Source organism: Streptomyces sp. NPDC093221, assembly GCF_044753885.1.
GTDB lineage: Bacteria > Actinomycetota > Actinomycetes > Streptomycetales > Streptomycetaceae > Actinacidiphila.
In genome coordinates, this window is the sequence record NZ_JBIVOA010000007.1 from 343,051 (window position 1) to 356,803 (window position 13,753).

Consider the following 13,753-nt stretch of genomic DNA (forward strand, 5'->3'; position numbering starts at 1 on the left):
TGGCTCACCGACCCGCCGCGGTGAACCGCCAGTGGCCGGAACCGATCGCGTAGACCGCCTCCTCGCCGTCGCTGTGCAGCAGTCGAGCGCCGTGCGTGGCCTTGACCCGCGGATGCCGTGCGTCGGGCAGCGGCAGATGGACGGTCGCGGTCGAGCCGACCGGCACCGTGACGTCGAGCGTGGTCCGGCCGTTCGCGACGGTCCAGGAACTGGCGACCGTGCCGCGCGGGGTGGCGATCGAGGCCGCGGCGTGCCGCATCCCCGCAGGGATCCGCGGCGCGACCGTCACCGTACGGTAGGCCGGCCCGGTCGGCTCGATGCCCGCCAACCGCGTGTAGAGCGAGGCGTTGACACCGGCGAACATCGCGTGGTCGTGGGTCTCCATGTTGGAGTAGTACGTCCACTGCTCCCACGAACTCGTCGCGCCCTGGCCGATCTCGTACCCGAAGCCGGGGTAGGTGCGCTGGTCCAGCACCGTCATCGCCACATCGATCCGGTCGATCGCGGCGAGCGCGTCCATCAGGTAGCGGGTGCCGAAGATGCCGGTGTCGAGGTGTCCGCCGTCCTTCTCGGTGATGGTGGCGACCAGTTGCCGTCCGACGGCCGCCACATGCGCCGCGGGCACCATGCCGAAGGCCAGCGGCAGCACGCTCGTGGTCTGCCGCCCGTCCCCGTAGGTGTCGCCCGCCGCGTTGAGGAACGCGGCGTTGAACGCGTCCTTGATGTCCCGCGCCAGCGTCCCGTAGCGGGCGGCGTCCGCGCTGTGGCCCAGCGCCGTCGCCGACTTGGCGACATCCACCGCCTGGAGGTAGGACAGCGCGGTGTTCACCACCGACACCTCGCTGGTGCAGGCGCCCGCGTTCGGCCCGCCGCGACCGCCGTTGGCGTTGGCGCCGCGGTCCGGCGGACACCAGTCGCCGAAGCCCCGGTCGCTCGGCCAGATGTGCCCCGGCACATCGGCGGCGTTCTTGTCGACGAACGCCTTCATCGCCGGATACGTGGCCGCCAGCGTCGCCAGGTCGCCGTACTGCTCGTACAGCGTCCACGCCAGCGTGATCTGGTTGCCGCCCATGTCGGGCTGCTGCGCGTTGCCCGCGTCGTTCGGCAGGGCCGTGCCGGGCGGCATGTCCTGGAGGTACTTGGCGTAGTAGCGGTCCATGCCGAACTCACGGGTGGACGCGTCGTGATACGCCTGCACGTCCATGCCGGGAGGAGTCCGCTCGTCGCGGACCGGATTGTCGGTCGGGACGCTCATCGAGTTGTTGAGGACGCTCCACCGGTTGTTCCGCCAGATCTGGTTCAGCAGCGCGTCGGAGGAGGAGAAGGTGCCCGTCGAGGCCACGTCGGCGTGCACCACGCGCGCGTCCAGGCTGCTCAGGGCCGGTTCGCCGGGGAAGCCGGTGACCTCGACATAGCGGAAGCCGTGGTAGGTGAAGCGCGGCTCGTACGTCTCCGCCGTACGGGCGCCCGCCAGAGTGTAGGAATCGGTGGACGCCGCCGACCTGTTGGTGGCCGTGTCCAGCGTCCCGTCCGCGCCGACCTCTTCCGCCGTCCGCATCCTCACGGTCGTCCCGGCGGGACCCGTCACCCGCAGCCGCTCCCACCCCGCGATGTTCTGCCCGAAGTCGTAGACGTAGACGCCGGGCTGAGGCTGCGTCAGCTTCACCGCGCGGAGCGTGTCCGTCACCCTGACCGGCGGCATGGTGTCCGCGACGAGCTTGTCGGAGGGCGCCGCCACCGTCCGCACCGGCTGCCAGCCGGAGTCGTCGAACCCGGCGCGGTCCCAACCCGGCTTGTCCAGAAGGGCGTTGTAGCTCTCACCCGCGTAGAGGTCATTGGCGGTGACGGCGCCGGTCGACCACTTCCAGGAGTCGTCGCTGACGACGCTCTGCCGGGTGCCGTCGGAGTAGCGGACATCGAGCAGCACGACGGCCTGCTTGGGCCCGGTCCAGCGGAAGCCGTACGGGCTGAACCGTGGCCCGTATCCGTTGCCCAGCCAGAGGCCGACCGTGTTGGCGCCCTGCTTGAGGGAGCCGGTGATGTCGTACGTGGCGTACAGATCGCGCTGGTCGTACGGCGTGCTCGCCGGTGCGAGCACCCGGTCGCCGACCTTCGCGCCGTTCAGGTGCATCTCGTAGAAGCCGAGCCCGTAGACGTACGCCCGCGCCCTGGTGACCTTCTTCCGGCCGTCGAGGGTGAAGCCCTTGCGGAGCAGGGGCGCCGCGGGGTTCGGGTCGAGCAGAGTCGGGTCGCCCTTGGGTTCGAGCTGCCCGTCGGTGACCGCCGAGTCGGGGAAGGACGGGTCGGGTGAGGCGGAGAAGTCGTCGGAGAACAGCGTGGCCCCGTCCAGGCCGCGCACCACGAGGTTGTCGTACAGGGCGTGCTCGGCGACGTTGCCGGTGGTCGAGGTGCGGAAGCCCAGGGTGCCGGCGGTGAAGGTGGTGTCGGTCCGGGTGTCCACCCGCGTGCCGTCGACCGAGGTGGTGATCGTGGCGCCGTCCGCCCGGACGGTCAGGTGGTGGGGCGCTCCGGCGTTCGCCGTGGTGACCACCGGGCTGAGGTCGACCTCACCGAGGGTGGCGAAGGAGCCGTCCTTCTGGACGTGCGGGCGCAGCAGCACCTTGCCGGGCGTCGAGGCCGCGTTGATCTGCCACATGTAGTAGTCGCGGCTGTCCTTGACGCGGAACAGGACGCTCGCCGCGCCCGCCTTGATGGTGAAGTCCGTGTCCAGGGTGAAGTCCGACCAGGAGTCGGCGCCGCCGGTGTCCGGGGTGATCCACCGCGCGCCCTTCCAGTCCGCCGAGTTCAGCAGGCCCATCTCCCAGCGCCCGACCGGACTCCAGGCCGACGCCCGGCCGTAGGCGTCCCAGACCTGCACCTTCCAGTAGTAGGTGCGCGAGGACTCCAGCGCGGGACCGCCGTAGGGCACGCCGGTCGAGTCGTCCGTCGCCACCCGGCCGCTGTCCCAGACGTCCGCCTTCGGGGAGTTCAGCCGGGCCGGGTCGCTCGCCACCAGCACCCGATAGGCGCTCTGCCGCTGGCCGTTGGCCGCGGCGCGCAGTTTCCAGCCGAGCGCGGGACGCGGATCGTCGATGCCCAGCGGATCCGTCGTGGCGTCAGCGGTCAGCTCACCCACGGAGATTCCGCCGGACGCGGCCTGCGCGGCCGGGGGGCGAGCGAAGGGCGCGCCGCCCAGGGACAGCGACGTCACCAGCACCGCGACGGCGATCCCGTACGACAGTTTTTCCCGCGCAAAACCGGACATCGGACTCCTTGCGGTGAGTGAAACGATTCACTCCATTGGGGCGTGAGAAACGTATGAGAACGCCCGGCGGGGCGTCAATACTTCTGACGCGGCCCGGTTGCGTGCAGCCGCCATCCGGGGGTGTGTACCCGATCCATCGGATCAGACATCGTTGTCGACATTGAAAGACGTTTCAATTTCCTTGTCGTGGGCTTTCGGGTAATTCCGGGCGCATGCCTATTGACCGGCCGCTGAGATGGACTTAGGTTCTCCACGGCTCCTGTTGAATCGTTATATGGTCTGCCCCGCTTCGGATACGGCGCGTCCCCCGTGGCCCGCGCCCGGCGACCGGCCCCGCACCGCCCCTGTGAGGCGGGCCCGTTCGGCGCGACGACGGAATGAATCGATTGACCGGGCAGGCGGCGCCGCACCACGGCCGCGCACCGCGCGACGTACTCCAGAGGGGACACCGATGACCGCACACCCCGCAGCGCAGCCCGACGGCGGACGGCCCGCACGGGCCCGACCGGCCAGGCTCGTACGGGCCCGACCCGCCAGGCTCGTACGGGCGTTGACCGCCGCCCTGCTGCTCACCTCGGCCACCGGACTGCTGCCCGCCGTCACCGGACAGGCCGCGGCCGACAGCGGCACGGCCGCCTGTCCCTGGCTGCACTCCAAGGCCGCCCCGGAACAGCGGGCCGCGCAGGTGCTCGCGCGGATGACCACCGACGAGAAGCTGTCGATGACCCACGGCAGCCAACTCCCCGGCTACGCGGGCGTGGTGGCCCCCCTGCCCCGGCTCTGCATACCCGCGCTGAACCTCAACGACGGGGGAGCGGGCGTGGTGATGGGCGGCACGACGGCCATGCCCGCTCCGGTCGCCGCCGCCGCCACCTGGGACCCGGCCGTGGAGACCGCCTACGGACAGGTCGTCGGCGCCGAGGCGAAGACCAAGGGCGTCAGCGTCAACCTCGGACCCGATGTGAACCTGGAGCGCGACCCGCGCGGCGGACGCGTCTTCGAGATGGCCGGTGAAGACCCCTACCTGTCCGGCGCGATGGCCACCAAGTACGTCCAAGGCGTCCAGTCCCAGGGCGTGATGGCCGACCTCAAGCACCTCGCGGCCAACGACACCGAGCAGAACCGCAACAACGGCAACGCCATCGTCGACGAACGTACCCTCAATGAGATCTACTACCCGGCGTTCAAGCAGGCCGTCCAGCAGGGCGACGCCGCCTCCATCATGGCCGCCACCAGCCTGGTCAACGGCGTCCACTCCAACGAGGACGCGTATCTGCTGAACCGGACCGCCAAGCAGGACTGGGGCTTCGACGGATTCGTCGTCACCGACTGGGACGGCGCCCGCAGCACCGTCCGGGCCGCCAACGCCGGTCTCGACCTCACCATGCCCGCCCCCGGCAACTTCGGACAGCCGCTCGCCGACGCCGTCCGCTCCGGGCAGGTCGGCATGGCCGTGCTCAACGACAAGGTCGCCCGGCTGCTCACCGAGGAATTCGCCTACGGCCTCTTCGACACCGCACCGGGCTCGCCCTCCGCGACCGCGACCACCCCCGCGCACGTCGCCACCGCGCGCGACATCGCGGCGCAGGGCACCGTCCTGATGAAGAACGTGGGCCGGCTGCTCCCGCTCGACCCCGCCAGGACGCCCACGGTCGCCGTGATCGGCGCCGCCGCCAAGGACGCGCCGATCACCGGAGGCGGCGGCAGCTCGCACGTACCCGTGGACGCCTCGTCCGTCGTCACCGTCGCCGACGGCATCGCCCAACGGCTCGGGACGAAGGGCCGCGTCGACTACCTCGGCTCCTGGGCCGCCCGGGCGTCCTCCTCCGCCGGCCCCTCCGACCAGCCGCACAACATGGTCGACGGCAACGCGGGCACCCGCTGGTCCAGCGGCACCCCGATGGCCGACGGCCAGTGGGTCAGCGTCGACATGGGCGCCTCGCACAGCGTCGACCGGGTCACCCTGGACGCGGGCAACAGCACCGACTACGCCCGCGGTTACCGCGTCCTGCTCTCCGCGGACGGCGCCACATGGGGCGACCCGGTCGCCGAGGGCGCCGGCACCGGACAGGTCGTCACCGCGACCTTCGCCGCCCGGCAGGCCCGCTACATCAGGATCGAACAGACCGGCACCGCCGACAGTTGGTGGTCGATCGCCGAACTGACCGCCTTCGGCGCGGACGGCACCGGCGCCCAGGTCTCCATCGGCAGAACCGGAGTCGACGTCCCCGGCGTGACCGACAAGCTGCCGACCGTACCGGCCGCGACCTTCACCACCGCCGACGGCCGACCCGGCCTGACCACGCAGTACTTCAACAACCTCGACCTGTCCGGCGCCCCCGCGCTCACCCGCGTCGAGCCGACCGTCGACGACCACTACACGGCCGCGCCCGGCCCCGGTGTCAACCCGGCCGGATTCTCCGTGCGGTGGAAGGGCTACCTGACGGCACCCGTCACCGGCACGTACACCTTCTCGATGGCCAACACCGGCGGCATCCGGATGACCCTCGACGGGCAGCCGGTCTTCCAGGACTGGGCGCAGTACGGCCCCGGCGTGTCCGCCATCCGCCTCAAGGGCGGCGTGCGGACCCCGATCACGGTCGAGAACTACCAGCCGGTCAACGGCCCCACGGGACCGGTCGCCGGGACGCCGACCAGCCCGCCGGGCAACGGCTCGGTCACCCTGGGCTGGCAGGTGCCCGACACCGCGGCCATCGCCGCCGCGGCGGCCGCCGCACGACAGGACAGCGTCGCCGTGGTCGTCGTCAACGACGACGAGAGCGAGGACGGCGACCGGCAGAATCTCACCCTGCCCGGCGCGCAGGACGACCTCGTCGCCGCCGTCGCCGCGGCCAACCCGCACACGATCGTCGTCCTCAACACCGGCGCGCCCGTGCTCATGCCGTGGCTCGACAAGGTCGACGGCGTCCTCGAGTCCTGGTACGGCGGCCAGCAGAACGGCGCCGCACTGGCCTCCGTCCTGTTCGGCGACGTCAATCCCTCGGGCAAGCTGCCCCAGACCTGGCCCGCGAGCATGGCGCAACTGCCGACCGCCGACCCGTCCCGCTACCCGGGCACCGTCGATGTGGCCACCAACACCACCGACTACCACTACAGCGAGGGACTCGAGGTCGGCTACCGCTGGTACGACGCCCACCACCTCACCCCGCTCTTCCCGTTCGGCTACGGCCTGACCTACTCGTCCTTCTCCTTCAGCGGGCTCACCGTCTCACCGGGCGTCACCGGCACGACCGGGCCGGTGAAGGTCTCCGCGACGGTGAAGAACACCGGCACCCGTACCGCCTCCGAGGTCGCTCAGCTCTACGTCGGCGACCCGGCGGGCGCGGGCGAACCCCCCAAGCAGCTCAAGGGATTCCAGCGCGTCACCCTCCGGGCCGGACAGTCGCGGCGCGTCACCTTCACCCTCGCGCCCGACGACCTGCGCACCTGGGACTCCAAGGCCCACGCCTGGACGACGATTCCGGGCACGTACCGGATCTACGTCGGTAACTCCTCCCGCGATCTGCCGCTGACCGGCGCCCACACCCTCACCACGACCACCGGTGCCCGTACCGTCACCGCGCAGGTCCCCGCCGCGCTCGACCCCGTCCACGGCAACGTGGTCACCACCACCCTCACCGCGGGCGGCACGCGCACGCTCCAGCACGTCCGGCTCGGCCTCGACGTACCCGCCGGATGGACCGTACGGGCCCTGACGCCCGCCACCTTCAACCGTGTCGACCCCCGCACCCGCCCGCGCACCTCATGGCTGGTGACCCCGCCCGCCGACGCGCAGAACCGCCTGTGGCGGCTCACCGCGACGGCCACGGCGAGCGGCGGATTCAGCGTCTCCGGCGGCCAACAGGTCACCACCGCGCCGCTGGTGGCCGCGCGACTGACCTCCGCCACCAAGCTGGCACGCACCGGCACCGCGTTCCCCGCGACCCTCACCCTGCGCAACGCGACCGACCAGACCGTCACCGTCGCCGCCGACATCAAGGCGCCGACCGGCGTCACCGTCACACCTTCCCGGGCCGCGGTGACCCTGCGTCCACGCGCCACCGCCACCACCAAGCTGACCGTCACCGTCGGCGCGAACGCCACCTCCGCGGCGCTCGACCTCACCGGCACCGTCACCGTGGCCCGCCACGACCACCCGCTCGACGGCGGATCGCTCGCACTGCCCCTGCTGTACGGATCACTCGCCGCCGCCTACGACAACACCGGGGTCGGCGACGAGACCGCCCCCGGCGGGGCCGACTTCGACGGCGCGGGATTCAGCTACTCCGCCCAGGCCCTCGCCGACGTCGGCGTCAAGCCGGGCCAGCCCGTCGCACACGGCCCGGCCACCTTCACCTGGCCGGACCCGGCACCGGGCGGCGCGGACAACGTGGTCGCGGCCGGACAGCACATCGCGGTGGACACGAGCGGATCTGCCCTGTGGTTCCTCGGCGCCGCGAACAACGGCAGCGGATCGGGCACCGGCACCCTCACGTACACCGACGGCAGCACCGCCCCGTTCACCCTCGCCCTCACCAACTGGACCCCGAGCACCCCGCTCCCCGAGGACGAACCCGTCGCCACCGCACCCCGCTGGAACCGTCCGCCGAACAGCGGCTATCCGGCCGACACCGCCGTCAGCCTGTACGCCACCAGGATCCCGCTGGCCGCGGGCAGGACGCTGGCGTACGTCACCCTGCCGACCACGGTCACCGGCGATCAGGCGGGCACCCGGCTGCACGTCTTCGGCCTGACCGTCACCTAGGGCGTGTCCGTGAAGTCTCGTCTGGCTGGCGGCGCCTGGCACGCACGCTCGCTGCGTTGTCGGGCTCATCCGAATAGGCCCACTATGAGGACGACCCTCCGCCTTGCGATCGCACGCACCAGACACCGCCAGCCCCGCCCTCCGGGCGGACGACGCGACTTCACGGACACGCCCTAGGCCCGACAGGACCCGCCGGACCATGACCGCCGTTCCCCGTCCACCCCTCCCGGGCGGGGAACGGTACCGCCGAGTGCCGTACACGCCGGGCCGGGCACGACTAAGGTGTGCCCGGCCCGCACCCGCCCGGCGGGCCGGATGTTCCTTGGGGGGACCGTCATGCGTATCTCACTGCGCGCCTCACTGCGCGCCACCTTATTGACCACCGCCGTCGCGCTCGGACTTGTGGCCGGGGGAGTCGCCCCCGCGCAAGCCGCGACCGGCTACGACCGGTGCCCGCAGGGCGCCCTGTGCCTGTTCGACCAGCCCGGCGGCCAGGGGACCATGACGTCCTACACCGCCGCGCAGCCGACCCTCGGCGCGTGGGACGACAAGGCGTCCTCGGTCTACAACCGCACCGGCTACCACGCCCTGTGCATGTACAGCCTGGCCGACTACCAGTACCTCGACGCCGTCCACGACGTCGAGGCCGACACCACCGGCACCGGCGACGACCGCTGGGAGCTGTCGCGGTTCACCAGCCCGGGCGCCACCCTCGACCACAACCTCAGCTCCTTCCGCTGGGCGCACACCCTGCGGGAGTGCCAGGGGGGCCCCGAGTACCTGCCGTGGTTCGCGCCGTACGGAGTCTTCAAACGCCCCGCCCAGCCGTTCGGCGATCTCAATGGCGACGGCCGCCAGGACCTGCTGCTGCGGACGTACTCCGGAAAGCTGTGGCGGCTGCCCGGCGACGGCACCGCCGGTCTTGAGGGGTCCGGCTGGAACTCCATGTCGGCGCTGACCCGGCACGGCGATCTCAACGGCGACGGCACGGAGGACCTGCTAGCCCGCGACACCACCGGCCGGCTGTGGATGTATCCGGGCACCGGCCGCGGCACCTTCGGCGCCCGGCTCCTGGTGGGCCCCGGCTGGAACACGATGACCGCCGCGACCGCCGCCGGAGACCTCGACGGCGACGGCAAGGGCGATCTGCTGGCCCGCGACACCACCGGCCAGTTGTGGATGTACCCCGGCCGGGGCGACGGCACCTTCGGCACCCGCCTGCTCGTCGGCCCCGGCTGGAACGTGATGGGCGCCTTCGCCGCCCCCGGCGACCTGACCGGCGACGGCCGCCCCGACCTCGTCGTGACCGAGCTGTCCACGGGCAAGCTGTGGCTCTATCCGGGCGACGGACACGGCCGCCTCGGCGCCCGCGTCCTGGCGGGCACCGGCGGCTGGACGCCCTTCACCACGCTCCTCGGCATCGGCGACCTGACCGGTGACCTGCTGCCCGATCTCGTGGCCGCCACCACCGGGCAGATGCGCGTGTACTCGGCGGGGACGTCGGAGGGCGTCTTCGACACCGGGGCGCGCGTGAGCCTGTCCGAGGGCGACGCGCTGTTCTGATCCCGCCGGGAGTCACCGGACGGGTGCGTCCGGCGGACGGCCCGCCAGGGAGTCGAGGAGGCTGCGCGTGGCGGTCGGTGCGCCGATCGCCGCGCTGGTCTGGTGACTCCCGGCGCGGACCGCTCAGGCGGAGGCGCGGACCCTGATCAGCGGCGCGTCCCGCGAGAACTCCCGGAATCCGACGCCGTAGTACAGGGTGCGCGCCGCCGGATAGCCCGGCGCGCCCAGGCAGGCGACGGTCGCGTGCGTGGCCCCGGCGGCCCGCGCGCGACGCATGCCGTGCAGGAGCATCGCCCTGGCCAGCCCCAGACGCCGGTAGTCCGGATGGGTGCCGACCGGCTCGAACTCGACGGTCGCGTTCGCCTCGTCGAACCACATGATGGTCGAGGACGCCATCGTCGCGTCCGGCGCCTCCACCAGAAGGTGCAGATCCGCGCGGTAGCCCGTCGCCCGCCGGACACCCTCATAGCTCTCGGCCGTGTACGTCGAGGGCGCCCACGCGTCCACATGGGCCCGGACCGCGGCCTGCGGTCCCGCCTCCTCGGCGGTGCGGAACCGGAATCCGTCCGGCAGCAGCGGCTCCTCGACGTCGGTCAGCTCCCGCTCGTTGAGCTGCGTCCAGGACCCCTTCTCGCCGAGCGAGGCCGGATCGGGCTCGTAGCCGTGCGCCGCCCACCGCGCCAGGCCGAACGTGTCGGCGCCGCTCGGCACCACCGTCCGCTCGACGTCCGGCGTCGTGGCGTGGAACCAGTCGATCACCTCGTCGACCAGTCCCGCGTGGTCGGGGTGGACCTGATACGCCAGATAGGCGCCGGTCGCATCCCGCACAGAACCGTCGCTGCGCCGCAGCCGGTGCGGAAGCTGGGCCCAGCCCCACGCGACCGGCTCCCCGCCGGAGAACCACAGCCGCCGCGGCCAGTTCGCGCCGCCGGCGGCATGCCCCTTGCCCCAGTTCCACGCCAGCTCGCCGTACGACGCGTCGGTGTTCACCAGGTCAGGGCGCACGGCGGTGACGCGCTGCGCCATGTCCTGCATGAGCTGTACGTCCGCGGCGGTCAGCAGCTCGAAGTCGGTCATGGTCCGCCACAGTGTCAGGACTCGGCGGAGCCGTCGAACGGTTTTCCGGGCCCACCGGTCGCGGCGGCCGAGAACACGGGCGGGCGTGTCGTCACCGAATTCGGGGGCGGCAGAGCCGGATCGGGCTCAGCCCTCACCGGGGCGCGGGGCGTCCGATTCGGCGGGGAAGCAGTCCAGCCGGGCGGCGGCCAGTTCCTGGAGTGTGCCGCCCGCCGTCAGCCAGCCGAGCAGGCACGACGGCAGTAACCAGGGTCGCAGCGAGGTCGTCACCGGTACGAAGGTGATCTGCCGGTCCGTGGTGTCGAGCACCGCCCAACCGCCGTCCCTGACCAAGGGAACGGCCGCTATCCGGCAGGTGTCGTGCGCCGCGGTGACGGCCAGCAGCCAGCGGCTCGCGTCGCCTGCCGAGCGCGACCTGCTCCCGTAGAGCACATCGGCGAGCTGCCGCCACTTCGGCGCCTCGTGGGTGTCCGCGTCGACCACGAAGTGCTCGTCCAGGACGCGGTGTTCACCCGGCAGGGCCGCGCCGGGCGCGGCCGACAGGACGGCCTGCCGCCCCGGTGTCCGTACGGCCAGCGAGAGCGCGGGCGCCGGTCGGTCGGCCACCGAGGCCGTGGGCATGTCCCTTTGCGTGACGGCGAGTTCGACGCCGAGGTCCATACCGAGTTCGACACTGACCAGACATCGGCCGCTCGGCGGTTGAGGTCCGTCCGCCCATGCCGCCGACCCGCTGTCCATCGCCATCCGGGCCGTCCTCCCCCCGCTCACCCGCTGGACCCGTCGGAACCGCTGGGTCCGCCGAGCCCCCGAGCCCCCGAGCCCTGAGCGCCTCCGGTACGGCTCTCACGAAGAGGCCGGGGACCGGGCCGTTCTGTGACTCGACAGGACATCAAACCGGCATTTCGCCCGCGTTACGATCAGCGAACAAGCGATGACGGATTCCCGTACCGGTCTGGCGCGTTGGGGATCGCCGCAGGCGCGCGCTCAGCGCTCCGCGCGGTCGAAGCGCCGGATGAAGCGGCGCTGCCACGGCGTCTCCACGGCGCGGTGGTGATAGTGCCGGCGGATGAAGGCGACGGCCTCGTCCGCCGGGACCCCGTCCAGAACGGCCATGCAGGCGAGGGCCGTTCCGGTGCGCCCGATGCCGCCGCCGCACGCGACCTCCACCCGCTCGTCCGCCGCCCGGGCCAGCGCTTCCTCGAAGGCCGCCCGCGCCTGCCGTCGATCGGCGGGCAGCCGGAAATCCGGCCAGCGCACCCACCGCGCCTCCCAGCGCGTCAACGGCGGCTCGCCGCCCAGCAGATAGACGCCGAAGGACGGCGTCGGGCCCGCCGGAAGCGGTCGGCGCAGACCGCGCCCGCGCACCAGCGCACCGGACGGAAACCGTACGATCCCGTCGCCCGACGGGTCCCAGCTCTCGGTCATCCCGGCACCCTACCGAGACCCGCCGGTCGCGACCCGTGCGCGGACCCGCCGCCACACCGGGCACGGCGAGCGCGCGCGGACAGGCGATCATGGCCGGTCTGTCCGGCCGCTCGGTCGACGCCCTGCTGATAGCGGGCGACCGCGACCTCATCGACCACCTCCCGCTGCTGGTGGACGTGCTTCCCCGTCGTGCTCTGCGCCTGGGAGAACGCGGCCCCGAGCTGTTCCCCGTCGTCACCATCGACTACGAGGGCGCCGGTCACCTCGCGGGACGGCACCCGCGCGGCCTCGGCCACGAGCGGGTCGCCGCCGTCGCCAGCCCCGCGCACACCGTCCGGATCGCGGGCTTCCGCCGCGCCTTCGCCGCCGCCGGCCTCGCCGTACCCGACACCGCCGTCCTCCTCGCCCCGGAACCGACCCCCGAGGGCGGCTTCGCCGCCGCGACCGCCGCCCTCACCGCCGACCCGCGCGTGACCGGCGTCTTCGCCACCCACGACGTTCTCGGACTCGGCGTGCTGGAGGCCCCCGGGGCCCTCGGCCGCTCCGCCCCGGACGACCTCTCGGTCGACGGCCACGACGACAACGCCGAGGTCCGGCTCTCCCGACCGGCCCTCACCACGGTCGCCATCCCCGAACGCCAGATGGCCCGACAGGCCGTCGAACTCCTCCTGCGCGCCATCCCCCGCACCGGTCCGCGGACCGACACCCTCCACCTCCTGCGCCCCGACCTGATCGTGCGCCACGGCACCGGACCCGCCCGGAAGCGTTCCGACAGCTGACGCCCGGTCACGACGGGGCCGGGAGAGGCGGGTACGGCGGCGGCACCGCGACCCGCCTGACGTACCCGCCGCGCCCACGGCTCAGGAGTCGTCGCCGCCCCGGCCCCTGTGCTGACCGCCGTCGTCCGCGCCGTGCCCGCTCCCATGACCGTCGCCCGACCGGTCACCTCCGTGGTCGTCACCTCCGTGGTCGTCACCTCCGTGGTCGTCGGCTCCGGGGGAGCGGGTCGGGCTCGGGGTGCCCGCGCCGTGGTCGTCGGCTCCGGGGGAGCGGGTCGGGCTCGGGGTGCCCGCGCCGTGGTCGTCGGCTCCGGGGGAGCGGGTCGGGCTCGGGGTGCCCGCGCCGTGGTCGTCACCTCCGGGCGAACGCGTCGGGCGGGGAGTCGCCCCGCCCCGGCCGCCGCCACGGTGACCGTCCAGGCTGACGGTGCCGGAGGTCGCGTTCACCCTCAACTCGCGTAGCACGCCGTCCTTTCCGAGCGCCCTGACCTCCCAGAAGTCCGCGCGGGAACGCTCGACGGAGACGACCGTCCCCGGATACAGCGTGAGCGCGGCGGTCACGGCCTCGGCCGCCGTGAGGCCGGTGCTGCTGGGAGTCGGGGCGCCGGTGCGCGGGACGCCCGTCGGGGCACCCGTCGACGGCGTACGGCGGTCGCCGCCGTGGTCGTCGCCCGCGTCGTGCGGGGACGTGGCGCTCGGGACTGCCGTCGCACGGCCGTTGTGGTCGTCACCCGCGGCGATGGCGGTGTAGCCGCCACCGGCGAGCAGGGCCGCCGCGGCGACGGCGGCGACGGTGATGTTGCGCTTCATGAGGAGCCTCCCCGGCCGGGCTGTACCCGGCCTGTGTCGTTGCTGTGTCCGTGCCAACACGATGGCCGG

Annotated in this window: 8 protein-coding genes; 3 read left to right on the top strand and 5 right to left on the bottom strand. The window is 72.7% G+C overall.

Features of this window, described 5'->3' with window-relative positions; all coding sequences use genetic code 11:
- Positions 1-4 precede the first annotated feature (4 nt).
- Positions 5-3,265 carry a family 78 glycoside hydrolase catalytic domain gene (locus ACIQCJ_RS26285; protein ID WP_402712698.1) on the bottom strand — a complete coding sequence of 1,087 codons (3,261 nt, stop codon included), beginning with the start codon at positions 3,263-3,265 and terminating at the stop codon, positions 5-7.
- Between the two features lie 451 nt (positions 3,266-3,716).
- Here ACIQCJ_RS26285 and ACIQCJ_RS26290 point away from each other — a divergent pair, with 451 nt between their 5' ends.
- Together ACIQCJ_RS26290 and ACIQCJ_RS26295 are read left to right on the top strand one after the other, a co-directional pair.
- Positions 3,717-8,030: a glycoside hydrolase family 3 C-terminal domain-containing protein gene (locus ACIQCJ_RS26290; RefSeq protein WP_402712699.1), complete on the top strand. Its 4,314-nt coding sequence runs from the start codon at positions 3,717-3,719 to the stop codon at positions 8,028-8,030.
- 336 nt (positions 8,031-8,366) lie between these two features.
- A complete protein-coding gene (locus tag ACIQCJ_RS26295) occupies positions 8,367-9,593 on the top strand; it encodes an FG-GAP-like repeat-containing protein (protein ID WP_402712700.1) in 1,227 nt (408 codons plus the stop codon).
- Between the two features lie 123 nt (positions 9,594-9,716).
- On the opposite strand, the gene ACIQCJ_RS26300 is transcribed toward ACIQCJ_RS26295, so the two are convergent.
- The 3 genes from ACIQCJ_RS26300 to ACIQCJ_RS26310 all read right to left on the bottom strand — a co-directional run bounded on the left by ACIQCJ_RS26300 (position 9,717) and on the right by ACIQCJ_RS26310 (position 12,095).
- Positions 9,717-10,670 (bottom strand): GNAT family N-acetyltransferase, encoded by a 954-nt coding sequence (locus ACIQCJ_RS26300; RefSeq protein ID WP_402712701.1) that lies wholly within the window; start codon positions 10,668-10,670, stop codon positions 9,717-9,719.
- A gap of 126 nt (positions 10,671-10,796) precedes the next feature.
- The gene (locus tag ACIQCJ_RS26305) at positions 10,797-11,414 is read right to left on the bottom strand and encodes a hypothetical protein (RefSeq protein WP_401720802.1); all 618 of its coding nucleotides are present in this window, start codon (positions 11,412-11,414) and stop codon (positions 10,797-10,799) included.
- Positions 11,415-11,654: 240 nt separating this feature from the next.
- The gene (locus ACIQCJ_RS26310) at positions 11,655-12,095 is read right to left on the bottom strand and encodes a protein-tyrosine phosphatase family protein (RefSeq protein WP_355343584.1); all 441 of its coding nucleotides are present in this window, start codon (positions 12,093-12,095) and stop codon (positions 11,655-11,657) included.
- 35 nt (positions 12,096-12,130) lie between these two features.
- Here ACIQCJ_RS26310 and ACIQCJ_RS26315 point away from each other — a divergent pair, with 35 nt between their 5' ends.
- Positions 12,131-12,874 (top strand): substrate-binding domain-containing protein, encoded by a 744-nt coding sequence (locus ACIQCJ_RS26315; RefSeq protein ID WP_402712702.1) that lies wholly within the window; start codon positions 12,131-12,133, stop codon positions 12,872-12,874.
- Between the two features lie 81 nt (positions 12,875-12,955).
- Here ACIQCJ_RS26315 and ACIQCJ_RS26320 read toward each other — a convergent pair whose 3' ends face one another.
- Positions 12,956-13,684 (bottom strand): PepSY domain-containing protein, encoded by a 729-nt coding sequence (locus ACIQCJ_RS26320; protein ID WP_402712703.1) that lies wholly within the window; start codon positions 13,682-13,684, stop codon positions 12,956-12,958.
- Positions 13,685-13,753 lie beyond the last annotated feature (69 nt).